The sequence below is a fragment of the Streptomyces sp. NPDC001714 genome (assembly GCF_042892755.1).
GTDB lineage: Bacteria > Actinomycetota > Actinomycetes > Streptomycetales > Streptomycetaceae > Streptomyces.
On sequence record NZ_JBIAUL010000008.1, the window covers coordinates 350,154 to 372,912 of the forward strand.

A 22,759-nucleotide genomic window follows, 5' to 3' on the forward strand; every position below is an offset into this window, starting at 1 on the left:
GGAATCCGCCGCTGCCGGGCGTGTGCGCGCCCGTGGCAGCAGCACCGGGCGTGTGCGCTCGCAGCCCGGCACCACCACCCGCATGCACGCAGCTCTCTCCGCACCCGGTGCGCCCCTCGGCGCACCCGGGCGCGTTTCCAGTCGTCACCCTCATTCCTGGAGTCCCGCGATGGCCACTCCCCAGTCCGACCCTTCCCTGTCCCCGCTCCGGACGATCGCCGTCGTCGGCCTCGGCACCATGGGCACCGGTATCACCGAGGTCCTCGCCAAGGCCGGCCGCGAGGTGATCGGCATCGACGTCGGCGAGGCCCAGGCCGCCCGGTCCGTCGCCGCGCTGGAGTCCTCCACCGCCCGTGCCGTGGCGCGCGGCAAGCTGACCGAGCAGGAGCGCGCCGACATCCTCGGCCGGGTCCGCACCGGCACCGACCTGTCGGCCGCGGCCGACGCCGACCTCGTCATCGAGGTGGTCCCGGAGTCGTACGACATCAAGCACCAGGTCCTGCGGGAGCTGGACGGCATCGTCCGCCCGGAGACCATCCTCGCGACCGGCACCAACGCGCTCTCCGTGACCCGGCTGGCCGCCGACTCGGCCCGCCCCGAGCGCGTCCTCGGCCTGCACTTCTTCAACCCGGCCCCGGCGATGAAGCTGGTCGAGGTCGTCTCCTCGGTGCTCACCGCGCCGGGCGCCGTCGCCGCCGTCACCGACCTGGCGATCGAGCTGGGCAAGGAGCCGGTCGCGGTCGGCGACCGTCCCGGCTTCGTCGCGGACGGACTGCTGTTCGGCTACCTCAACCAGGCCGCCGCGATGTACGAGGCCAAGTACGCCTCCCGCGAGGACATCGACGCGGCCATGCGGCTCGGCTGCGGCCTGCCGATGGGCCCTCTCGCCCTGCTCGACCTGATCGGCGTCGACACGGCGCGTACGGTCCTGGAGGCCATGTACGCCGAGTCCCGCGACCGCCTGCACGCCCCGGCCCCGATCCTCAAGCAGCTCAGCGAGGCGGGCCTGACCGGCCGCAAGTCGGGCCGCGGCTTCTACACCTACGAGGCCCCGGGCAGCGCCGGCGTCGTCCGGGACGCGCTCACCCCGCTGGACGGCGCCGCGCTCACCCCGGGCCGTACGGTCCGCTCGGTCGGCGTCGCCGGCTCCGGCACCATGGCCTCCGGCATCGCCGAGGTCTTCGCCAAGGCCGGGTACGAGGTCGTCCTCGCCGCCCGCAGCGAGGAGAAGGCGCAGGCGGCGAAGGCCAGGATCGGCAAGTCCCTGGACCGCTCCGTCGGCAAGGGCCGGATGACCGCGGAGGCGGCCGCGCAGACCCTGGACCTGATCACCCCGGCGGGTTCGTACGACGCTTTCGCGGACGTCGACCTGGCCGTCGAGGCGGTCGCCGAGGACCTGGAGGTCAAGCGGCAGCTGTTCCAGGCCCTGGACAAGGTCTGCAAGCCGGGCGCGGTCCTCGCCACCACCACCTCCTCGCTGCCGGTCGTCGCCTGCGCCCGGGCCACCTCGCGTCCGCAGGACGTGATCGGCATGCACTTCTTCAACCCGGCGCCGGCCATGAAGCTGGTCGAGGTCGTCCGCACCGTGCTGACCGCCGAGGACGTCCACGCCACGGTCCGCGAGGTCTGCGGCCGCATCAGGAAGCACGCCGTCGACTGCGGCGACCGGGCCGGATTCATCGTCAACGCGCTGCTGTTCCCGTATCTCAACAACGCGATCAAGATGGTCGAGGAGCACTACGCGTCCCTCGACGACATCGACGCGGCGATGAAGCTCGGCGGCGGCTACCCGATGGGCCCGTTCGAGCTCCTCGACGTGGTCGGCCTGGACGTCTCGCTCGCCATCGAGAAGGTGCTGCACCGGGAGTTCCGCGACCCGGGCCTGGCGCCCGCGCCGCTCCTGGAGCACCTGGTGGCCGCGGGCTGCCTCGGCCGCAAGACCGGCCGTGGCTTCCGCGAATATGCCCGCCGCTGACGGGGTCGGCGACTGGTTCCGGGACGAGAAGGACTGGGGCGGACTGCTCGACCCGGCCGACGGTCCCCCGCCCTTCGCGGGCGGGGGAAACCCCGGACCTGCGCATCAAGCTGCGCACATGCAGTACGTTCGGGTCATGTCCCAGCCCGCCAAGTCCTCACGTACCCCCGCCACGCCGGACGCGCCGGAGAGTGCCGCGGGCAGCCGCGCGGCGGCCCAGCGGCTCAAGATGCGCCGGGAGCTGGCGGCCGCCGCGATGGAGCTCTTCGCGACGAAGGGGTACGAGGCGACCACCGTCGACGAGATCGCGGCCGCCGCCGGGGTCGCCCGCCGCACCTTCTTCCGTCACTTCCGCTCCAAGGAAGAGGCGATCTTCCCGGACCACGACGACACCCTGATCCGCGCCGAGGCCGTGCTGAACGCGGCCCCGGCCCATGAGCACCCGCTCGACACGGTGTGCCGCGGCATCAAGGAAGTCATGAAGATGTACGCGGCCCGGCCGGACATCTCGGTCGCCCGCTACAAACTCACCCGCGAGGTACCCACCCTCCGCGAGGCGGAGATCGCGTCGGTGGCCCGTTACGAGCGTCTCTTCACCCGCTATCTCCTCGGCCACTTCGACGAGCACGCCCACGCGGACGACGCGAACGACGACCCGTTGCTGGCCGAGGTCGCGGCGTCGGCGGTGGTCACCGCCCACAACCACGTGCTGCGGCGCTGGCTGCGGGCGGGCGGGCAGGGGGACGTCGAGCTGCAGCTGGACCATGCCTTCGCGATCGTGCGGAAGACGTTCGGGAACGGGATCGGGGCGGGCAGAGAGGCTGCGCCTCGCCCGCCCGCGTCGGCTTCCGTCGCGTCGCAGGGTGAGGTGCTGGTGACGGTCGCCCGCACGGACGCGCCCCTGGACGAGGTGATGCGCACGATCGAGCAGGCGCTGAAGGAGCGGTCGTAAAGAGCCGGTAGGGGTGGGTCGCGGTCACAGAACCGCGGCTCCGCCGCTCGTCCTCAAACGCCGGACGGGCTGAATCTTCGTCGGCCGCGCCCTGACGCATGCGTCACGCAGCCTCTGTGAGCCACACCTCGCGGCCCGTCCCCGACATCCGGACGTCTCCCGCAAGACGGGCCATTTTCCCCTACCCGCCAGTAGGTTTGATCGATCATCGCTCATTTGTTACGTAAAGATTTCATCTGAGAGCGATTCCTGGCACTCAGTGCCTTGCCACCTGACACGCGGTGTCATACCTTCGAGGTGTTCGGCCTGTCCCGGTGAGCCCATCGGCCCACCCCGCCGGACGCCTGCGTCACAGGCAACCTCCCGCGCCACAAAGCGCTGCCGAAGCACCACCCCGCCGAACCGACGGCACCTTTCCCAAAACCCTCAGCAGCACCGACGTAACCCTCAGCGCCCCTCCCCCTCAGGGGGGCGCACACCGCCGGAGGCAACACCGTGACCACTCAGGCCATTCTGGACGCGATCCAGTCGCCGGAATCGACGCCGGCCGACTTCGCCGCCCTGCCGCTTCCCGAGTCGTACCGCGCGATCACCGTGCACAAGGACGAGACGGACATGTTCGCGGGCCTGGAGACCCGCGACAAGGACCCGCGCAAGTCGATCCACCTCGACGAGGTCCCCCTGCCCGAGCTGGGCCCGGGCGAGGCCCTGGTCGCCGTCATGGCATCGAGTGTCAACTACAACTCGGTGTGGACCTCGATCTTCGAGCCGCTGTCGACCTTCGGCTTCCTGGAGCGCTACGGCAGGCTCAGCGAGCTGACCAAGCGGCACGACCTGCCCTACCACATCATCGGCTCCGACCTCGCGGGCGTCGTCCTGCGCACCGGCCCGGGCGTCAACGCCTGGAAGCCTGGTGACGAGGTCGTCGCGCACTGCCTGAGCGTGGAGCTGGAGTCCAGCGACGGCCACAACGACACGATGCTCGACCCCGAGCAGCGGATCTGGGGCTTCGAGACCAACTTCGGCGGCCTCGCCGAGATCGCGCTGGTCAAGTCCAACCAGCTGATGCCGAAGCCGGACCACCTCAGCTGGGAGGAGGCCGCGGCCCCGGGCCTGGTCAACTCCACCGCCTACCGGCAACTGGTCTCCCGCAACGGCGCCGGCATGAAGCAGGGCGACAACGTGCTGATCTGGGGCGCGAGCGGTGGACTCGGCTCGTACGCCACGCAGTTCGCGCTGGCCGGCGGCGCCAACCCCATCTGTGTCGTGTCCTCGCCGCAGAAGGCGGAGATCTGCCGGGCCATGGGCGCCGAGGCGATCATCGACCGCAACGCCGAGGGCTACAAGTTCTGGAAGAACGAGCAGGAGCAGGACCCGCGCGAGTGGAAGCGCTTCGGCAAGCGCATCCGTGAGCTCACCGGCGGCGAGGACGTCGACATCGTCTTCGAGCACCCCGGCCGCGAGACCTTCGGTGCCTCGGTCTACGTCACCCGCAAGGGCGGCACGATCGTCACCTGCGCCTCCACCTCCGGCTACAACCACGAGTACGACAACCGCTACCTGTGGATGTCCCTGAAGCGGATCATCGGCTCGCACTTCGCCAACTACCGCGAGGCCTGGGAGGCCAACCGGCTGATCGCGAAGGGCAAGATCCACCCCACCCTGTCGAAGGTCTACTCCCTGGAGGAGACCGGCCAGGCCGCCTACGACGTGCACCGCAACCTGCACCAGGGCAAGGTCGGCGTGCTCTGCCTCGCCCCCGAGGAGGGCCTCGGCGTGCGCGACGGGGAGATGCGCGCCAAGCACCTCGACGCCATCAACCGCTTCCGCAACATCTGAGACACCCGAGGTCATAGATGACTGAGCGTCAGATCGCCGACGGGGCACGTGTGAAGGACCGGCCGTGGCTCATGCGCACGTACGCCGGGCACTCCACGGCCGAGGCGTCCAACGAGCTGTACCGGCGCAACCTCGCCAAGGGCCAGACGGGTCTGTCGGTGGCGTTCGACCTGCCGACGCAGACCGGCTACGACCCCGACCACATCCTCGCCCGCGGCGAGGTCGGCCGGGTGGGCGTGCCCGTCTCGCACCTCGGTGACATGCGCCGGCTCTTCCAGGACATCCCCCTGGAACAGATGAACACCTCGATGACGATCAACGCCACCGCCATGTGGCTGCTGGCGCTCTACCAGGTGGTCGCCGAGGAGCAGGGCGCGGACATCACCAAGCTCCAGGGCACGACCCAGAACGACATCGTCAAGGAGTACCTGTCCCGGGGGACGCACGTCTTCCCGCCGGGGCCCTCGCTCCGCCTGACGACGGACATGATCGCGTACACGGTCTCCCACATCCCGAAGTGGAACCCGATCAACATCTGCAGCTACCACCTGCAGGAGGCGGGCGCCACGCCGGTCCAGGAGATCGCGTACGCGATGTCCACCGCCGTCGCCGTCCTCGACGCGGTGCGCGACAGCGGCCAGGTGCCGCAGGAGCGCATGGGCGATGTCGTCGCCCGCATCTCCTTCTTCGTGAACGCCGGCGTCCGGTTCGTCGAGGAGATGTGCAAGATGCGGGCGTTCGGCCGCATCTGGGACAAGGTCACCCGTGAGCGGTACGGCATCGAGGACGCCAAGCAGCGCCGCTTCCGGTACGGCGTCCAGGTGAACTCGCTCGGGCTGACCGAGGCGCAGCCGGAGAACAACGTCCAGCGGATCGTCCTGGAGATGCTGGCGGTGACGCTGTCGAAGGACGCACGCGCGCGTGCCGTGCAGCTTCCGGCGTGGAACGAGGCCCTGGGCCTGCCCCGGCCCTGGGACCAGCAGTGGTCGCTGCGCATCCAGCAGGTGCTCGCCCATGAGAGCGACCTGCTGGAGTACGAGGACATCTTCGAGGGCTCGCACGTCATCGAGGCGAAGGTCGCCCAGCTGGTCGAGGACTCGCTCGCGGAGATGGACCGGATCCAGGAGATGGGCGGCGCGATGGCGGCCGTCGAGTCGGGCTATCTGAAGTCGCAGCTGGTGGCGTCGCACGCCGAGCGGCGGGGCCGGATCGAGTCCGGCCAGGAGAAGATCGTCGGCGTCAACATCTTCGAGACCACCGAGCCGAACCCGCTCACCGCCGACCTGGACACCGCGATCCAGACGGTCGACCCGGCGGTCGAGGCCCGGGTCGTCGAGGCGATCGGGCGCTGGCGCGACACGCGCTACCAGCCGCCGTTCAACCACCCGCGCCCCTGCAAGGCCCTGGAGCGGCTGAAGGAGGCCGCCAAGGGCACGGACAACCTCATGGAGGCCACCCTGGAGTGCGCTCGCGCGGGCGTGACGACCGGTGAGTGGGCCGGGGCCCTGCGGGAGGTGTTCGGCGAGTTCCGGGCGCCGACCGGCGTCTCCTCCGCTCCCGTCGCGGTCCCGGTGGAGGCCGGCTCGGCGCTGGCCGAGGTGCGGGCCAAGGTGGACGCCACCGCCCGCGACCTGGGCAGCGGCAAGCTCCGCTTCCTGGTCGGCAAGCCGGGTCTCGACGGTCACTCCAACGGCGCCGAGCAGATCGCGGTGCGCGCGCGGGACGCCGGCTTCGAGGTGGTGTACCAGGGCATCCGGCTGACGCCCGAGCAGATCGTGGACGCGGCCCTGGCCGAGGACGTGCACGCGGTGGGCCTGTCGATCCTCTCCGGATCGCACGCCCAGCTGGTCCCGGACGTCCTGGAACGACTCCGTGTGGCCGGTGCCACAGATATACCGGTGATCGCCGGTGGCATCATCCCGAACGGTGATGCCGAGCAGCTCAGGGAAGCCGGAGTGGCCGCGGTCTTCACCCCGAAGGACTTCGACATCACCGGAATCATCGGCCGCATCGTCGACGAGATCCGGAAAGCGAACAAGCTCGACCCCCTGGAGGTCCCCGCATGACCGTCAACCGTCTCCGTCCGCGGCGCTCGTGCCTGGCCGTACCCGGTTCGAACCCGCGCTTCCTGGAGAAGGCGCAGGGTCTCCCGGCGGACCAGGTCTTCCTCGACCTGGAGGACGCGTGCGCGCCGCTCGCCAAGCCCGAGGCGCGGCACACCATCGTCAAGTTCCTCAACGAGGGCGACTGGACCGGCAAGACGCGCGTGGTGCGGGTCAACGACTGGACGACCGAGTGGACGTACCGTGACGTCGTGACCGTGGTCGAGGGCGCCGGGCAGAACCTCGACTGCATCATGCTGCCGAAGGTCCAGACGGCCCAGCAGGTCGTCGCCCTGGACCTGCTCCTGACCCAGATCGAGAAGACCATGGGCTTCGAGGTCGGCAAGATCGGCATCGAGGCGCAGATCGAGAACGCGCAGGGCCTCAACAACGTCAACGAGATCGCCACCGCGTCCCAGCGCGTCGAGACGATCATCTTCGGCCCGGCCGACTTCATGGCGTCCATCAACATGAAGTCGCTGGTCGTGGGCGAGCAGCCGCCCGGCTACCCGGCGGACGCCTACCACTACATCCTGATGAAGATCCTGATGGCGGCACGCGCCAACAACCTCCAGGCGATCGACGGCCCCTACCTGCAGATCCGCAACATCGACGGCTACCGCGAGGTCGCCCAGCGGGCCGCCGCGCTCGGCTTCGACGGCAAGTGGGTGCTGCACCCGGGCCAGGTCGAGGCGTCCAACGAGATCTTCTCGCCGTCGCAGGAGGACTACGACCACGCCGAGCTGATCCTGGACGCGTACGACTACTACACGTCCGAGGCGGGCGGCAAGAAGGGCTCCGCGATGCTCGGCGACGAGATGATCGACGAGGCCAGCCGCAAGATGGCCCTGGTCATCTCCGGCAAGGGCCGGGCCGCCGGCATGCAGCGCACCTCGAAGTTCGAGATCCCGGAGGCCTGAGCGCGATGCAGTTCGGACGCACGTACGAGGAGTTCGAGGTCGGGGCGACGTACAAGCACTGGCCGGGAAAGACGGTCACGGAGTACGACGACCACCTGTTCTGTCTCCTCACCATGAACCACCACCCGCTCCACATGGACACCAACTACGCCGAGAAGACGACGGACTTCGGCAAGAACGTGGTGGTCGGGAACTACATCTACTCGCTGCTGCTCGGCATGTCCGTCCCGGACATCTCCGGCAAGGCGATCGCCAACCTGGAGATCGAGTCGCTCAAGCACGTGGCGCCGACCTTCCACGGCGACACGATCTACGGCCAGACGACCGTGCTCGACAAGTGGCCCTCCAAGTCGAAGGACGACCGCGGGATCGTCTACGTCGAGACCAAGGGCTACAAGCAGGACGGCACGCTGGTGTGCATCTTCCGCCGCAAGGTGATGGTGCCGACCGAGACGTACATCAAGGAGCGCGGCGGCGAGCAGCCGGGCCGCCCCGAGCTGAAGGAACAGGGGAAGTAAGCGATGGCCCGTCTCGCCCAGACCGCCGGTCTGACCGACGTCCAGCAGGAGATCCTCTCCACCGTCCGCGACTTCGTGGACAAGGAGATCATCCCGGTCGCCACCGAGCTGGAGCACCGCGACGAGTACCCGCAGCAGATCGTCGACGGCCTCAAGGAGCTCGGCCTGTTCGGCCTGATGATCCCCGAGGAGTACGGCGGCCTGGGCGAGTCCCTCCTGACGTACGCGCTGTGCGTCGAGGAGATCGCCCGTGGGTGGATGTCCGTCTCCGGGATCATCAACACGCACTTCATCGTGGCGTACATGCTCAAGCAGCACGGCACCCAGGAGCAGAAGGAGCACTTCCTGCCGCGGATGGCGGCCGGCGACATCCGGGGCGCGTTCTCGATGTCGGAGCCGGGGCTCGGCTCGGACGTGTCGGCGATCACCTCGAAGGCGGTGAAGGACGGCGACGAGTACGTCCTGAACGGCCAGAAGATGTGGCTGACGAACGGCGGCACCTCGTCCCTCGTGGCCGTCCTCGTGCGGAGTGACGAAGGCCACCCCGAGGGCACGGCCCCGCACAAGTCGATGACGACCTTCCTGGTGGAGAAGGAGCCCGGCTTCGGCGAGGTCCGCCCCGGCCTCACCATCCCGGGCAAGATCGACAAGATGGGCTACAAGGGCGTCGACACCACCGAGCTGATCATGGACGGGCTGCGGATCCCGGCCGATCGGGTGCTCGGCGGGGTCACCGGCCGAGGTTTTTACCAAATGATGGACGGGGTCGAGGTCGGTCGCGTCAACGTGGCGGCGCGTGGCTGCGGTGTCGCGCAGCGTGCGTTCGAACTGGGCGTCCGGTACGCCCAGCAGCGTCACACTTTCGGCAAGGCGATCGCCCAGCACCAGGCCATCCAGTTCAAGCTGGCGGAGATGGCCACCAAGGTCGAGGCCGCGCATGCCATGATGGTCAACGCGGCACGCAAAAAGGACTCCGGGGAACGAAACGACCTTGAGGCCGGGATGGCGAAGTACCTCGCCTCCGAGTACTGCAAGGAGGTCGTGGAGGACGCCTTCCGGATCCACGGCGGCTACGGCTTCTCCAAGGAGTACGAGATCGAACGTCTCTACCGTGAGGCGCCGATGTTGCTGATCGGCGAAGGCACCGCCGAGATCCAGAAAATGATCATCGGGCGAAGGTTGCTCGAAGAGTATCGATTCCAGGGCTGATTGTCCCGCTACGGGGTGTTTTCTTCGAGAAGAAGATCACACCCCGTCAACGGTCTTCGGCCGCCGACTCGGCTTCCTCGCTTGCCCAGTTGCGGCCCCCGACCGGTACGATCCCGGAAAGCCGCCGTCCCCATATCCTGCGCGGCATCATCCGCTACGAAGGTCATCCATGCCCCACAGCCAAACCTCTGCACATCGAGACAGCCTGGCCGGCGTACGCCTCGCGCGCGGAGCATCGCCGTGGCTTCTCCCGACCGTCGCCACCGCAGCCGTCAGCCTCCTCCGCGCCCGTCGCTCCGGCGCTGCCAAGGCCGTCGCCGTGCCCGCCACCGCGCTCGCCGCGGGCATGCTGTGGTTCTTCCGCGACCCCGAGCGTGAGATCGCCCAGGGCCGTGTCATCTCCCCTGCCGACGGTGTGGTGCAGAGCATCATGCCGTGGAAGGACGGACGCACCCGGGTCGCGATCTTCATGAGCCCGCTCAACGTCCACGTCAACCGCGCGCCCCTCGCGGGCGAGGTGACGTCGGTGGAGCACATCCCCGGTGGCTTCGTTCCCGCCTTCAACAAGGAGAGCGAGAACAACGAGCGCGTAGTCTGGCATTTCGACACCGAACTCGGCGACATCGAGATGATCCAGATCGCCGGCGCGGTGGCCCGCCGTATCGTCCCCTACGTCCCGCAGGGCACGAAGGTCGAGCAGGGCGACCGCATCGGTCTGATCCGCTTCGGCTCGCGTGTCGACATCTACCTGCCGGAGGGCGTGGACGTCGCGGTCGAGGTCGGCCAGAAGACCGTGGCTGGGGTGACTCGCATTGACCGTGATTGATCCTGAGACCCAGGCGGGCTGGGTGCCCGAGGCCGACGAGATCGGCGAGGACGAGGAGGAGATGCCGCTCTCTCTCCGCCTCTCGATAGCGGACACCCTCACGCTCGGCAACGCCACGTGCGGCTTCATGGCGGTGTACTTCACCACCACCGGCATCCTGATCCCGCACCTCACCGGGGACGACCAGTCGGCCGGCATGGCGCGCCACAGCGCCGCGACGGCGGTCATCCTCATGCTCTGCGCGGCGGTCTTCGACCTGTTCGACGGCCTGGTGGCACGCAAGCTGCGCTCCTCCCCCATGGGCGCGGAACTGGACAACCTCTCCGACCTGATCAGCTTCGGCCTCGCGCCGGCGTACTTCGTGCTCGTCTACGGCATGGTGGCCGACGACGCGTACCAGAAGGTGGCCGCGCTCGGAGCGGTGGTCGTGCTCCTCGCCGTGGTGCTGAGACTCGCCCGGTTCTCGTGCGTGACACCGCCGAACGGCATGTTCCAGGGCATGCCCTCGCCGTTCGGTGCGCTGACGGTGGTCTCGATCGTCCTGCTGGAGCTCCCCTTCGTGGCGACGCTTCTCGCCATCCTGGGCACGGCCTGGCTGATGGTGAGCCGGGTGGAGTACCCGAAGCCGCGCGGCCGCCTCGCGGTCGCGATGCTCGGCTGGATCGTCCTCTCGATGGGCCTCCTGGTCTCCTGGGCCTTCGACGCGCCCAGCGGCCAGCTCCTCCTCCAGACCGGCTGCGCGCTGCAGCTGGTGATGGGCGCGGTGATCCCGCTGTTCGCCACGGCCCGCCGGGTGAACAACTTCCGCGACAACAGGCGCGAGGCGCGGGCGGCGCAGCTGCCCTGACGCTCCGCACACCGCCGACGGGCGTGGCCCGAGCCTTCGAGGCTCGGGCCACGCCCGTTTCGGCTTCAAGGGCACACGGGGTTGGCCTTTGACCGGTCAACCACCCCTGACCGGGGCCGAGTTGCAGGGGACGGGACAGAAGAGGACGGTGGAATTGGGTTGAACTTTACGGGGTTTTGTCCCCATTCGGGGATGGGGATGACCCGCGTCTTACGGATCGGAGGACAGCCATGCCCGCACCCACCCTCACGGACTACTCGGTCTCGCACGTCTCGAAGCTTCCGGCGAACGAGGGCGACACCGTGAAACTCTTCGTCCGGGAGTACGACGGCACCCAGGGCAACCAGCCACACGAGGTGGTGCTGATGCTCCACGGCCGGAGCGTGCCGGTTCTCGCCGGGTACGACCTGACGGTCCCCTGGTCCGACATCGACTACAACTGGGCACAGGACCTGGCCAAGCACCACTACGACGTCTTCATGATGGACCTGCAGGGCAACGGGCGGTCGCCACGCCCGAAGATGGACGAGCCCCGCAACGCCAACCCGGCGCAGCGCGGCGTCCTGTCGCCCAATCCGCTGTCGCCCCCGTACACCGGGCCGCCTCTGTACCCGCACCAGCTGAGCAACACCGACAGCGAATGCGCGGAGCTGGCCACCGTGGTCGACTTCATCAGGTCGCTGCCCGGCAGGAACAAGCCGATGGACTTCATCGGCTGGTCCGCCGCGGCGCCGTCCATGGGGCCGTACACCCTCCAGCACCCCGAGATGGTCAAGAGCCTGTTCCTGCTCGCCCCCGTCTTCCCGCCTGACGGCCGGTGGTCGGGCGACCCCGCGGCCCCCTTCGCGATCCCGCGGAACACCCCGCTGCCGGTCTCCGACCCGCCCACGCTGTACGGCTTCCCCATGTTCGTCAGCGACAAGAAGAGCTTCGTGGAGGCGTGGAACCGCGAGCAGGGCAGCCCACCCCAACGGGAGCCCGGCATGGAGGACACGGCGTGGGCCGCCATGATGGCGAACGACCCCGTCGGCAGCAAATGGGGCCAGAAGCTGCCATCAGGCGCGTACGAGGGCATCCATCGGTTCCGCAACCCCTACTTCTGGGGCTGGACCAAGGAGACGGTGCCCTGCCAGGACGCGTTGGGCAACTACATCCTCGGCGACCGGGTTCCCGTCGCCATCGTCTACGGAGAACTGGACAAGACGGCCAACACCGCGCCGAACGTCCCCGTTCCCGCGCCGCTGCGCTTCTCCGTGCCGGCCCTCTACAAGGCCATCGGCGGGCCCGAGAAGCTGATGTTCGAGCTGGAGGGTGCGGGACACTCCGTGGTCTGGGAGCGCCCCGCCGAGATCGTGCACGACATCGCGTTCCAGTGGCTCCACAACAAGCACAAGGTGTGGGGCCTCACGAGCGGCAGCTACTACCGGGACTCGACGGGTGTCCTGACGCCGGTCTAGGCCGCCCTCAGCAGAGAAAGTCCCGCGCGATCTGCTCCGCCACCCGCTCCAGGATCGGCCCGGCGTCCGCGATGCACTTCACCACGTCCGGTTCGATCTCGGTGAGCGGGTAGGCACGGCGGATCCCGGCCCGGCCGAGCGCCTCCGGCGGCAGGGCGAGGCGGCCGCACACCGCGACGACCTCCTTGTCGGCGGCGCGGGCCGCGGCCGCGACCCCGGCCGGCGCCTTCCCGTGCAGGGTCTGCTCGTCCAGCGAGCCCTCGCCCGTGATCACCAGCGACGTCCGCTCCAGCGCGGGCGCGAAGCCCAGGACGTCGAGCATGACCTCGATACCGGGCCGGAAACGGGCGCCGAGCAGCAGGGCGCCGTACCCGATGCCCCCGGCGGCGCCTGCCCCGGGCGCCACCGCGTACTCGGCGGCGCGCGGACCGGCCTCGGCCTCCAGGACCTTCGCGAGGTTGGCCAGCGCGGCGTCCAGGAGCTCCACGTCGTCCGGCGAGGCCCCCTTCTGCGGGCCGTAGACGGCCGGCGCGCCCTTCGGGCCGGTGAGCGGGTTGTCGACGTCGCTGGCGAGGACCAGGTCGACGGCGGACAGTCGCGGGTCAAGGCCCGACAGGTCCGCGCGGGCCAGATCGGCGAGGCCGCCACCGCCCGGCGGTACCCGCTCGCCGTCCTCGTCGAGGAACCGCGCGCCGAGCGCGGACAGCATCCCGGCGCCGCCGTCGGTCGTGGCACTCCCCCCGACACCGAAGACGATCGTGCGCGCACCCGCGTCCAGCGCGGCCCGCAGCAGCTCTCCGGAGCCGTACGTGGAGGCCGTCAGGGGTGCGAAGACACCCCGGGGCAGCCGCTGCAGCCCGCTCGCCTCGGCCATCTCCACGACCGCGGTGCCGCCGCGCAGCGCGAACGCGGCGGTGACCTCCTGCCCCAGCGGCCCGGCGACCTCCCGCTCGTGGCGTTCGAATCCGGCCGCGACCGCCGCGGCCACCGTGCCGTCCCCGCCGTCCGCGACGGGCAGCGCCTCGACGTCGACGCCGGGCACGACCCGCCTGAGCCCCGCCGTGACCCGCTCGGCGACCTCCACGGCCGTCAGCGAGCCCTTGAACTTGTCCGCGGCGATGAGCACGCGCTGTGTCACCTGTATCCCCTTGCTCTCCGGGCCTCGCGCACGTCAAGGCCAGTCGCGCCGCTGTGACCTTAACCGGAGGACACCCTCGCCGTCATGCCCCGCCCGATGCCTGGGAAGCGGCTGGGAGCCCCCTGCGAAAACGGGTAGACCTCAGCCATGACCAGTCTGGGGCCCGACTTCGCCGACCGTGTGCTCGGCGGCTGGCTCGGCCGGATCGCGGGCAACATGCTCGGCAAACCGGTCGAGCGGGGCGACCTGTGGACCCGGGAGCGCATCGACGGCTATCTGCGGCGGGCCGCCGCCCTGCCGCTCACCGACTACCTCCCCGAGCCCGCCGACGAGAGCGACGCGCTCGCCCTGCGCCCGGAGTGGCGGCAGTGCGTGCGCGGCCGGATCCACGGCAGCTGCCGCGACGACGACGTCGACTACGCGATCCTCGGCCTGCACCTCCTGGAGACCCACGGCTTCGGCTTCAGCACCGAGCAGGTCGGCGAGCTGTGGCTGCAACGGCTGCCGTACCTGCAGACCTTCACGGCGGAACGGGCCGCCTACCGCAACCTCGTCAACGGGCTGAAGCCGCCGCTCACCGCCACCTACGACAACCCCTGCCAGGAGTGGATCGGCGCCCTGATCCGCGCCGACGTCTTCGGCTGGACCTGCCCGGACGACCCGCACCGGGCCGCCGCCCTGGCCCGCCGGGACGCGGTGCTCTCGCACTCCGGGAACGGGGTGTACGGCGCGATGTGGGCGGCCGCGCTGATCTCGGCCGCGTTCACCGCGCCGACGGTGCGGCACGCGGTCGACACCGCGCTCACCGTCGTACCGGCGAGCTGCCGCCTGGCCCGGACCGTGCGTCGGGTCGTCTCCCTGTACGAGACCCGGCTGGGCTGGGAGGACACCCTCACCACCGTCGCCGCCGAGACCGCCGGCCTCGGCTGGATCCACACCGTCCCGAACGCGGCCGTGCTCACCGCCGGGCTGCTCTACGGCGAAGGCGACTTCACCCGGACCCTCGCCCTCACCGTGCGCGGCGGCCTGGACACCGACTCCAACGGGGCGACGGCCGGATCGGTGGCCGGGGTGCTGACCGGCGCGGCGGACGTCCCGGCCCAGTGGCGGGATCCCCTGGAGGACACGGTCCGCAGCGCCGTCTTCGGTTTCGACGGGGCCCGCATCGGCGACCTGGCGGCACGCACCGTACGCCTCGCCCGGACCGGCGCGGAGTCCGCACTGGTTACGCTTCCCGAGTGACCACGACTGACGCCTACGCCGCGTACATCGCAAGCCTCCCCCGGATCCTCGCCGGAGCCGCCGCGCTCTTCCGGGACACCGAGGGACGGGTGCTGCTCGTCGAGCCCAACTACCGGGAGGGCTGGGCTCTGCCGGGCGGGACCGTCGAGTCCGACGACGGGGAGACCCCGCGCCAGGGCGCCCGCCGGGAGACCCTGGAGGAGATCGGCCTGGACCGCGAGATGGGCCGGCTGCTGACGGTGGACTGGGTGCACGGCGCGGGCCGCCCGCCGATCGTCGCCTACCTGTACGACGGCGGGGTCGTCTCCGACGCCGATCTGAAGGCGATCCGGCTCCAGGAGGAGGAACTGCTGTCCTGGCGGCTGGTCCCCCCGGCGGAACTCCCCGCACACCTCCCCGGCGCCCTGGGCCGCCGGGTCCTGGCCGCCCTGGACGTCCTCGCGCAGGATGCGGGCACGGCGGAACTGGAGAACGGGCACCGGGTCGACTGACCCGGCCGCCCCTGCCCACACCCGGGTCGCCGTCCTGCCCTCCAACGTCCCCCGGCGTCGGCGGTCCGATAACCGTTGGCCCCCGCTGCCCGCCCGTCCTACCCTCGGCCCCATGAACAGGCCCCTCGTCGCCATCCTCAGTGGCGCCGGTATCTCGACCGACTCCGGGATCCCCGACTACCGCGGCCCGAACGGGCTGTGGCGGAAGGATCCCGAGGCCGAGAAGCTCGTGACGTACGAGTACTACATGGGCGACCCGGAGATCCGCCGCCGGTCCTGGCAGATGCGGCGCCAGAACCGGACGCTGAAGGCCGAGCCGAACGCCGCGCACCGGGCCGTCGCCGAGCTGGAACGCTCCGGCGTGCCGGTGCGGGTCATCACGCAGAACGTGGACGGGCTGCACCAGCTCGCCGGGATGCCCGCCCGCAAGGTGCTCGAACTGCACGGCAGCGCCCGCAGCGTGGTGTGCACCAAGTGCCACGCCCGGGGATCCATGGCGGACGCGATCGCCCGCGTCGAGGCCGGCGAGGAGGACCCGCTCTGCCTGGAGTGCGGCGGTGTCCTCAAGTCCGCCACGGTCATGTTCGGCGAACGCCTCGACCCGGTCGTGATCGGCGAGGCCCTCGCCATCAGCAAGGCGTGCACGGTGTTCATCGCCGTCGGCAGCAGCCTCCAGGTCCAGCCCGCCGCGGGCCTCGCGGGCGTCGCCGCCGACCACGGCGCCCGGCTCGTCATCGTCAACGCCGAGCCGACGCCGTACGACGAACTCGCCGCCGAGGTGATCCGCGAGCCCATCGGGACGGCGCTGCCCAAGCTGCTGGGCACGCTGGGGACCGAGAGCGATTCGCCTCGGTGAGCCTGTCCGGCGAGGCCACGGATCGGGTGCCGGCCCGACGGGGACGGCCGCACCGCCGTCGTCGCCCGGACGCCGAGCGAGGGCCTAACGGTACGCGGTGCGGAACTCCGGGATGACCTCGCGTCCGAAGCGGCGGATGCACTCGAGCTCTTCCTGGTGACCGGGCCCGGCCGCCACCCGGAACGACATGATCAGGTAGGCGGGGTCGATCGCCTCCTGGAACGCGCGGATCGACGCGATGCAGTCGTCCGGGCTGCCGACGATCAGGCGGTCACGCCGGTGGCGGTCGAACGTGAAGTCCTCCTCCTGCGTCACGCCTTTGAGGAACGGCTCGCGGTCGGCCACCCATCGCGGGACCTGTTTGAAGTAGAACCAGTGATCGGCGCGGATGTGCGGCCACCACGTGCGCTCGACCTCCTCCAGCGAGTCGCCGACCCAGCCGTCGCGCAGCAGGTTGACCGCGAGCCTGTCCGAGGTGCCGTACTCGTCGCCGGCGGCGCGATAGTGCTCCGCCCAGTAACGCATGACCTCCCTGTTGTGCAGGGGATCGGTCGGCCACGGGCAGCCGAAGCGCGCTGCGCGACGCACGCCCGGTTCCGACATCGCGCCTATCCACAGCTCGGGGCTCACCGGTGGCGGCGTGATGCGGCCCTTGACGTCGAAATGCTTGCCGTGGAAGTCGAGTTCCTCGCCCGCCCACGCGCGTTGCACGATCTCGATGCCCTCCTCGAACCGCGACACCTGGTGCTTCGCGTCGAGCCCGAAAAGCTCAAACTCCGACGGGAAGTTGCCCAGGCCGACGCCGAGGCGGAGGCGGCCGTTGGACAGAATGTCGACCATCGCGCCGTGCTCGGCGACATGGACCGGGTGCTCGAAGGGGAGCAGGTGGACCGTGGTGCCGATGTCGACCCGTTCGGTGATCGCCGCCAGTGCGCCGAGCGCCGCCCACGGGGAGGGCAGATAGCCGTCGGGCATCATGTGATGCTCGGGGACGAAGAGCCCGTCGAACCCGGATTCCTCAGCCACGCGCGCGGCCGCGAGGATCTCCTGCCAGCGCTGCACGATGCCCTCGGCACTGGGCGGGTCCTGGGGACGGAACAGGATGCCGAACTTCATGGCCGCGTCTCCTCCCGGGGGTGACCTCGTTGCCGGGCAACGCTATCGGCCACGCACTCGCTCGGCGCTCCACCGACCGCGCACCTCGCGCAACGCAACGGACCCGCGCGAAGTACGTTCGGTGTCGCTGCGCGGAGAAGGGCGGCTCTTAGAGCCCGGCGGGGCTCACCCGAATTACGCGGACGCCAGCTTCCCGCAACGCCGTCCAGGCCGCAGCGCCGGACGAGGCATCGGTCACCACGACGTCCAGGTCCTCCGGGTCGCAGATCTTCACCATGCCGGTGCCGGGGAACTTGGTGTCGTCCGCGAGAAGCGCCACCTTGTCGCTGGCGGCGATCATGGCACGTCTGGCCGGCACTTCGGCAACCGTGGTGTCCATGACCTGGCCACCCGCGCGGACACCGCAGGCCCCCATGAACAGCCAGTCGGCGTGCACCTGGCGAAGGTTGTCCTCCGCCATGAAGCCGTCCAGCATGCGCGATTCCCGTACGACCATGCCGCCGAGCAGCATGAGTTCGATGTTCTCGTCCTGGACGAGTTCCTCGTACACCGCAAGGTTGTTGGTGATCACCGTGAGGCGGCGCCCGTGCAACCGGCGAGCCAGCCGATGGACGGTCGAGCCGGAATCAAGGATGATCGACTGGCCGTCCTCGATCATCGTGACGGCCTCGGCGGCAATGGCATCCTTCGCATCCACCTGGGCTTCGGCAGCCTCGCTGAACGGCGCAGGAGCCTCCTCGACGACCGCTCCTCCGTGAACCCGGGTGAGCAGACCGTCCTCTTCCAGCTTGAGGAGATCGCGGCGGACCGTCGCGGCACTGGCGTCCAGCCGGCCGGCAAGATCGGTCACGGTGACGGTGCCGCCGGATCTCAAGGCCTGCAGGATGAGTTGGTGTCGTTGTTCAGCCAGCACGCGACGAAACAGTACACGGCCCCGTGGTACCCGACGCGCCTGCTGACAGCGCGCTTCCACAGGGGCGAGGCCCGCAGCGTGGTGTGCGCGAAGTGCCGGGCGCGGGGCCGGTGGCGGGTGCGATCGCCCGGGGCGAGGCCGGCTAGAAGAGGCCCGCTCCCCGCTCGAAGTCCAGCAGGCGCTGCTTGCGGGGCAGGCCGCCGCCGTAGCCGGTGAGGCTGCCGTTGGCGCCGATCACGCGGTGGCAGGGGACGATGATGCCGACCGGGTTCTTACCGTTGGCGAGGCCGACCGCGCGGGAGGCCTGGGGGTTGCCGAGGGCGTCGGCGAGTTCGCCGTACGAGCGGGTCTCGCCGTAGGGGATCCGGCGCAGCTGTTCCCAGACGCTGCGCTGGAACGGGGTGCCGGTCAGGCGCAGTTCGAGGGTGAACTCCTTCAACTCGCCCGCGAAGTAGGCGGAGAGCTGGTCCTCGGCCTCGGTGAAGAGGTCGTCGTCGCGGGTGCCGAAGGTCTCCTCGGGCGGGCGGTGGCGCTGATCCTCCATGTAGAGGCCGCAGAGGGTGCCGTCCTCGGCCACCAGGGTGAGGGGGCCGTAGGGGCTGTCGGTCACGGTGTGGTTCTTCACGGCAATGTCCTTGAACGTCCAACGTGCCTATACGGGCAGGAAGTTGATCGGGTGGCTGTCGGTCGCCCACAGGTACTGGACGGCGTAGGCCCGCCAGGGGCGCCAGGCCGCCGCGCGGGCGGAGAGGGCGGCCGGGGTGCCGGGCAGGCCCAGCTCCTGGGCGGCGCGCCGGATTCCGAGGTCGGTGGGGAGGAAGGCGTCGGGGTCGCCGAGGGCGCGCATGGCGATGACGTCGACGGTCCAGGGGCCGAAGCCGGGAAGGGCGAGGAGCCGGGCGCGCGCCTCGGACCAGTCGCTCTCGACACCCAGGTGGAGGGTGCCGTCGGCGAGTTGGCCGACGAGGGTGGTGAAGGTGGTGCGGCGGGTGCGGGGCATCGCCAGGGAGTCCGGGGGTACGTCCGCGAGCGCCTCGGGGGACGGGAAGAGATGGGTGAGGCCGCCCTCGGGGTCGTCGACCGGGGTGCCGTGGGCGGTGACCAGGCGGGCCGCGTGGGTGCGGGCGGCGGCCGTGGAGACCTGCTGGCCCAGCACGGCCCGGACGGCGAACTCCGCCTCGTCGACCGTGCGCGGCACCCGGCGCCCCGGCGCCTTGTCCACCAGCGGCGCCAGGAGGGGATCCGTGCGCAGCTGGTCGTCGACGGCGACCGGGTCGGCGTCCAGGTCGAGCAGCCGCCGGCAGCGGCTGATGGCGACGGGCAGGTCCCGCAGGTCGCTGAGGGTGAGCCGGCAGGCGATGTGGTCGGGCTTCGGGGTGAGGGCGGCGATGCCGTGGCCGTACGGCAGCCGCAGGGTCCTCCGGTAGGCGCCGTCCCGCCACTCCTCGACGCCGGGTACGGCGGTGGCCGCGAGGTGGCCGAAGAGGTTGTCGGGGTTGAGGGGGGCGCGGAAGGGCAGCCGGAGGGAGAGCGCTCCGGGGGTGTTCGAGGTGCTCTTCCTCGGGGCCCTGGCACGCAGGTCGCTCGGGGACAGCGCGAAGACCTCGCGGACGGTGTCGTTGAAGGTGCGGATCGAGGAGAAGCCGGCCGCGAAGGCGATCTCCGCCATCGGCAGCGGGGTCGTCTCGATCAACAGGCGTGCGGTCTGGGCGCGTTGGGCCCGGGCGAGAGCCAGCGGGCCGGCGCCGAGTTCGGCGAGCAGCTGGCGTTCGACCTGCCGGGGGCTGTAGCCGAGGCGGGCGGCGAGGCCGGGTACGCCCTCGCGGTCCACGACCCCGTCGGCGATCAGCCGCATGGCGCGGGCGACCAGGTCGGCGCGCTGGTTCCACTCCGGGGAACCGGGGCTGGTGTCGGGGCGGCACCGCTTGCAGGCGCGGAACCCGGCCTGCTGACAGGCGGCCGCGCTCGGGTAGAACGTCATGTTCCCGGGTTTGGGCGGTACCACCGGGCAACTGGGCCGGCAGTAGATGCGGGTGGTCAGGACGGCCGTGAAGAACCAGCCGTCGAACCGCGCGTCCTTCGACTGCACGGCCCGTACGCAGTGCTCTCGGTCGAGGTGCATCCCGTTCTGCATGGGTCCAGCATCGACCACCGGATGTGGCCGATGCTGGCGGAAATCCGACACGAAGGTGCCCTGACCTCCGAGACCCCGAGGACCTGGGGTGCTACGGCCGTCAGCCGAAGTAGTGGTCCTGGTCGAGGTCGGCGAGCAGGCCCGGCTGTGCGGGCCGCCAGGCGTACCGCTCGCGGGTGGCGGCGCCGGACGTGGGGTTGTCGTTGCCGACGAAGGCCGTCATCCAGCCGAAGTGATCGGACGCCTCCTCCCGTGCGAGGGAGACGACCGGCACGTCGAGGCGGCGGCCGATGACCTCGGTGATGTCGCGGAGCGGAACGCCCTCGTCGGCGACCGCGTGCAGCACGGCCCCGGCCGGGGCCGTCTCCAGGGCCTTGCGGTAGAGGGTGGCGGCATCGAGACGGTGCACGGACGACCAGCGGTTGGTGCCGTCCCCCAGGTAGGCGGCGACGCCCTTGTCGCGGGCGACGCCGATCAGGAACGGGACGAAGGCGTGGTCGCCCGCGCCGTGCACCTGGGGGAGCCGGATCGCCGACACCCGCACCCCGCGGCCGGCCAGGGCCAGGGCGGAGCGTTCCGCCTCGGCCCGGTGGGCGCCGGGGCCCGCGGGGTCGGGCGTGTCCTCCTCGGTGCCGAGACGTCCAGGGGCGAGGAGGCCGGTCACAGAGGTGACGACCAGGGGCCGGCCGGACCCGGCGAGCGCCTCACCGAGGGCCGTCAGCACATCGAGTTCGGTACGGAGAGCACCGGGCATGTCGGAGAAGTCGTGGTTGTATCCCGTATGGACAACCCCGTCCGCCGCTCCCGCAGCCGCCCGCAGCCCTTCGACGTCGTTCAGGTCGCCGCGGTACGCCTCCGCTCCCACCTCCTTCAGGGCCGCCTCGGCCGCGTCCGAGCGGGCGAGGCCGAGCACCTGGTGGCCGGCGCCGAGCAGTTCGCGGACCACCGCGCTGCCGACGAACCCGGTGGCGCCGGTGACGAACACACGCATGACACATCACCTCAGGGAGAGTGCGACTTCTTGGATGGCCCCAGCGTGCGCCCGGCTCCGAGGCCGGGTCCAAGACCTGTTCCGTACCCGGTGATGCCCGTGCGGTCATGACCGCAGCTCACGGCGGCGGGAGCAGGGGGGCCGGGAGTAGAGTCGAGGCGTGCCCGATTCCTTCGTACCGCCGGTGGACCTGGAGCTGCGCCTGGTGCGCTACTTCACCGTGGTCGCCGAGGAGCTGCACTTCGGCCGCGCGGCCGACGCACTGCATCTCGCGCAGCCGTCGCTGAGCCGTCAGATCCGGCGACTGGAGCGCGAGTTGGGCGTCCGGCTGCTCGACCGCACCCCGCGTGGCACCCGGCTCACCGACGCCGGCGAGACCTTTCTGCCGCAGGCCAGGGAGCTGCTGCGGACCGCCGCCCGGGCCGCCGCCAGCGCCCGCTCGGCCGCCGCGCACGGCCTGTTCACCGTCGGCTACACCACCCACCAGATCATCACCCCGGCCGTCCGCGAGCTGCGCCACCGCCACCCGGAGGCCGACGTCCGCTCCCTGCACGTGGACTGGAACGAACCGCGCGGCGCGCTCCTCGACCACCGGGTCGACGTGGTGGTGACCCGGTTCCTGTTCGCCGCCGACGGCCTGGACATCACGGTCCTCTACGACGAGCCGCGCGTCCTCCTGGTGCCGATCGGCCACCGGCTGGCCGGCAAGGAGTCGGTCACCCTCGCCGACTTCGCCGACGAGCCGCTCCCCCGTTTCACCGGTGCCGACCGGATCGGCGCGAATCCCCCCGGCCACACCAACCTGGGCGCCCTGGTGGAGACCTTGGAGGACAAACTGGAGCTGGTCGCGAGCGGCGAGGTGGTGTCCCTGGCGCCGGCCGGGTTCCGCGGCAACCTGCGGCCGGACATCGTCGTCGTCCCGGTCGAGGACGCGGATCCCCTCCAGGTGGTCCTCGCCACCCGGGCCGGGGACCGGCATCCCCTGTTCCCGGCGTTCCGACGCGCGGCAGAGGCCCACCTGGTGCCGTCCGGCGCGGCCCGGTCCGGTCGACCGGACACGAGGGCCGGGGCGGCTCGATGAGCGGATCCGGGCGAGTCACGCTGAACGACGTGGCCGCCGCCGGCGGCGTCTCGCGCGCCACGGTCGGCTTCGTGCCGACCGACGACCCGCGCGCACCGCGCTGGGGCTGGTACCGGCGCCGGCGCGGATCATCGTGCGGGACCCGGTGTGAG

Annotated in this window: 20 protein-coding genes; 14 read left to right on the forward strand and 6 right to left on the reverse strand. The window is 70.6% G+C overall.

Annotated features, from left to right (window positions below; genetic code table 11):
• Positions 1-169: 169 nt before the first annotated feature.
• From ACFY0P_RS23400 to ACFY0P_RS23445, 10 genes are all read left to right on the forward strand, one after another.
• A complete protein-coding gene (locus ACFY0P_RS23400) occupies positions 170-1,975 on the forward strand; it encodes a 3-hydroxyacyl-CoA dehydrogenase family protein (protein ID WP_388916231.1) in 1,806 nt (601 codons plus the stop codon).
• Positions 1,976-2,111: 136 nt separating this feature from the next.
• Positions 2,112-2,927: a TetR family transcriptional regulator gene (locus ACFY0P_RS23405; RefSeq protein WP_388916404.1), complete on the forward strand. Its 816-nt coding sequence runs from the start codon at positions 2,112-2,114 to the stop codon at positions 2,925-2,927.
• A 495-nt stretch (positions 2,928-3,422) separates the two neighbouring features.
• A complete protein-coding gene (gene ccrA / locus ACFY0P_RS23410) occupies positions 3,423-4,766 on the forward strand; it encodes a crotonyl-CoA carboxylase/reductase (RefSeq protein ID WP_388916234.1) in 1,344 nt (447 codons plus the stop codon).
• 17 nt (positions 4,767-4,783) lie between these two features.
• Complete coding sequence (locus ACFY0P_RS23415) at positions 4,784-6,832, forward strand: protein meaA (RefSeq protein WP_388916237.1); 2,049 nt, start codon at positions 4,784-4,786, stop codon at positions 6,830-6,832.
• Positions 6,829-7,788 carry a CoA ester lyase gene (locus ACFY0P_RS23420; protein ID WP_062716550.1) on the forward strand — a complete coding sequence of 320 codons (960 nt, stop codon included), beginning with the start codon at positions 6,829-6,831 and terminating at the stop codon, positions 7,786-7,788. The genes ACFY0P_RS23415 and ACFY0P_RS23420 overlap by 4 nt, the downstream gene beginning before the upstream one ends.
• Positions 7,789-7,793: 5 nt before the next feature.
• Positions 7,794-8,306 carry a MaoC family dehydratase gene (locus ACFY0P_RS23425; RefSeq protein WP_351959935.1) on the forward strand — a complete coding sequence of 171 codons (513 nt, stop codon included), beginning with the start codon at positions 7,794-7,796 and terminating at the stop codon, positions 8,304-8,306.
• A gap of 3 nt (positions 8,307-8,309) precedes the next feature.
• Positions 8,310-9,515, forward strand: coding sequence for an acyl-CoA dehydrogenase family protein (locus ACFY0P_RS23430; RefSeq protein ID WP_388916240.1), 1,206 nt, complete (start codon positions 8,310-8,312; stop codon positions 9,513-9,515).
• A 169-nt stretch (positions 9,516-9,684) separates the two neighbouring features.
• The gene (locus ACFY0P_RS23435; RefSeq protein WP_352362639.1) at positions 9,685-10,341 is read left to right on the forward strand and encodes a phosphatidylserine decarboxylase; all 657 of its coding nucleotides are present in this window, start codon (positions 9,685-9,687) and stop codon (positions 10,339-10,341) included.
• 22 nt (positions 10,342-10,363) lie between these two features.
• The gene (gene pssA / locus ACFY0P_RS23440; protein WP_388916407.1) at positions 10,364-11,188 is read left to right on the forward strand and encodes a CDP-diacylglycerol--serine O-phosphatidyltransferase; all 825 of its coding nucleotides are present in this window, start codon (positions 10,364-10,366) and stop codon (positions 11,186-11,188) included.
• A 230-nt stretch (positions 11,189-11,418) separates the two neighbouring features.
• A complete protein-coding gene (locus ACFY0P_RS23445; protein ID WP_388916243.1) occupies positions 11,419-12,645 on the forward strand; it encodes an alpha/beta fold hydrolase in 1,227 nt (408 codons plus the stop codon).
• A gap of 7 nt (positions 12,646-12,652) precedes the next feature.
• Here the strand turns inward: ACFY0P_RS23445 and ACFY0P_RS23450 are convergent, their stop codons facing one another.
• Positions 12,653-13,789, reverse strand: coding sequence for a glycerate kinase (locus tag ACFY0P_RS23450; RefSeq protein ID WP_388916410.1), 1,137 nt, complete (start codon positions 13,787-13,789; stop codon positions 12,653-12,655).
• 141 nt (positions 13,790-13,930) lie between these two features.
• Between ACFY0P_RS23450 and ACFY0P_RS23455 the strand changes: the two genes are divergently transcribed.
• The 3 genes from ACFY0P_RS23455 to ACFY0P_RS23465 all read left to right on the forward strand — a co-directional run bounded on the left by ACFY0P_RS23455 (position 13,931) and on the right by ACFY0P_RS23465 (position 16,372).
• On the forward strand, positions 13,931-15,025 hold the full coding sequence (locus ACFY0P_RS23455; RefSeq protein ID WP_388916246.1) for an ADP-ribosylglycohydrolase family protein: 1,095 nt from the start codon (positions 13,931-13,933) through the stop codon (positions 15,023-15,025).
• Positions 15,022-15,516, forward strand: a complete 495-nt coding sequence (locus ACFY0P_RS23460) for an NUDIX domain-containing protein (protein WP_388916249.1) — start codon at positions 15,022-15,024, stop codon at positions 15,514-15,516. The genes ACFY0P_RS23455 and ACFY0P_RS23460 overlap by 4 nt, the downstream gene beginning before the upstream one ends.
• A gap of 112 nt (positions 15,517-15,628) precedes the next feature.
• Positions 15,629-16,372 carry an NAD-dependent deacetylase gene (locus tag ACFY0P_RS23465; protein WP_388916252.1) on the forward strand — a complete coding sequence of 248 codons (744 nt, stop codon included), beginning with the start codon at positions 15,629-15,631 and terminating at the stop codon, positions 16,370-16,372.
• A gap of 84 nt (positions 16,373-16,456) precedes the next feature.
• Here the strand turns inward: ACFY0P_RS23465 and ACFY0P_RS23470 are convergent, their stop codons facing one another.
• The 5 genes from ACFY0P_RS23470 to ACFY0P_RS23490 all read right to left on the reverse strand — a co-directional run bounded on the left by ACFY0P_RS23470 (position 16,457) and on the right by ACFY0P_RS23490 (position 21,526).
• On the reverse strand, positions 16,457-17,488 hold the full coding sequence (locus ACFY0P_RS23470) for an LLM class flavin-dependent oxidoreductase (protein ID WP_388916255.1): 1,032 nt from the start codon (positions 17,486-17,488) through the stop codon (positions 16,457-16,459).
• A 148-nt stretch (positions 17,489-17,636) separates the two neighbouring features.
• A complete protein-coding gene (locus ACFY0P_RS23475; RefSeq protein WP_388916258.1) occupies positions 17,637-18,401 on the reverse strand; it encodes a DeoR/GlpR family DNA-binding transcription regulator in 765 nt (254 codons plus the stop codon).
• 142 nt (positions 18,402-18,543) lie between these two features.
• Complete coding sequence (locus ACFY0P_RS23480) at positions 18,544-19,026, reverse strand: methylated-DNA--[protein]-cysteine S-methyltransferase (RefSeq protein ID WP_388916261.1); 483 nt, start codon at positions 19,024-19,026, stop codon at positions 18,544-18,546.
• A 27-nt stretch (positions 19,027-19,053) separates the two neighbouring features.
• Positions 19,054-20,523, reverse strand: coding sequence for an AlkA N-terminal domain-containing protein (locus ACFY0P_RS23485; protein WP_388916413.1), 1,470 nt, complete (start codon positions 20,521-20,523; stop codon positions 19,054-19,056).
• A 112-nt stretch (positions 20,524-20,635) separates the two neighbouring features.
• Entirely contained in the window at positions 20,636-21,526 is an 891-nt protein-coding gene (locus tag ACFY0P_RS23490) for an SDR family oxidoreductase (RefSeq protein WP_388916264.1), read from the reverse strand.
• A gap of 160 nt (positions 21,527-21,686) precedes the next feature.
• On the opposite strand from ACFY0P_RS23490, the gene ACFY0P_RS23495 reads away from it, so the two are divergent.
• Positions 21,687-22,607: a LysR family transcriptional regulator gene (locus ACFY0P_RS23495; protein WP_388916267.1), complete on the forward strand. Its 921-nt coding sequence runs from the start codon at positions 21,687-21,689 to the stop codon at positions 22,605-22,607.
• The last annotated feature ends 152 nt before the right edge of the window (positions 22,608-22,759 follow it).

Excerpts from the sequence above, each read along its gene's own strand:
- ACFY0P_RS23400 (WP_388916231.1), top strand. The coding sequence starts at position 170 with ATGGCCACTCCCCAGTCCGACCCTTCCCTGTCCCCGCTCCGGACGATC.
- ACFY0P_RS23405 (WP_388916404.1), top strand. The coding sequence starts at position 2,112 with ATGTCCCAGCCCGCCAAGTCCTCACGTACCCCCGCCACGCCGGACGCG.
- ACFY0P_RS23415 (WP_388916237.1), top strand. The coding sequence starts at position 4,784 with ATGACTGAGCGTCAGATCGCCGACGGGGCACGTGTGAAGGACCGGCCG.
- ACFY0P_RS23420 (WP_062716550.1), top strand. The coding sequence starts at position 6,829 with ATGACCGTCAACCGTCTCCGTCCGCGGCGCTCGTGCCTGGCCGTACCC.
- ACFY0P_RS23425 (WP_351959935.1), top strand. The coding sequence starts at position 7,794 with ATGCAGTTCGGACGCACGTACGAGGAGTTCGAGGTCGGGGCGACGTAC.
- ACFY0P_RS23430 (WP_388916240.1), top strand. The coding sequence starts at position 8,310 with ATGGCCCGTCTCGCCCAGACCGCCGGTCTGACCGACGTCCAGCAGGAG.
- ACFY0P_RS23435 (WP_352362639.1), top strand. The coding sequence starts at position 9,685 with ATGCCCCACAGCCAAACCTCTGCACATCGAGACAGCCTGGCCGGCGTA.
- ACFY0P_RS23445 (WP_388916243.1), top strand. The coding sequence starts at position 11,419 with ATGCCCGCACCCACCCTCACGGACTACTCGGTCTCGCACGTCTCGAAG.
- ACFY0P_RS23455 (WP_388916246.1), top strand. The coding sequence starts at position 13,931 with ATGACCAGTCTGGGGCCCGACTTCGCCGACCGTGTGCTCGGCGGCTGG.
- ACFY0P_RS23465 (WP_388916252.1), top strand. The coding sequence starts at position 15,629 with ATGAACAGGCCCCTCGTCGCCATCCTCAGTGGCGCCGGTATCTCGACC.
- ACFY0P_RS23470 (WP_388916255.1), bottom strand. The coding sequence starts at position 17,488 with ATGAAGTTCGGCATCCTGTTCCGTCCCCAGGACCCGCCCAGTGCCGAG.
- ACFY0P_RS23485 (WP_388916413.1), bottom strand. The coding sequence starts at position 20,523 with ATGCACCTCGACCGAGAGCACTGCGTACGGGCCGTGCAGTCGAAGGAC.
- ACFY0P_RS23490 (WP_388916264.1), bottom strand. The coding sequence starts at position 21,526 with ATGCGTGTGTTCGTCACCGGCGCCACCGGGTTCGTCGGCAGCGCGGTG.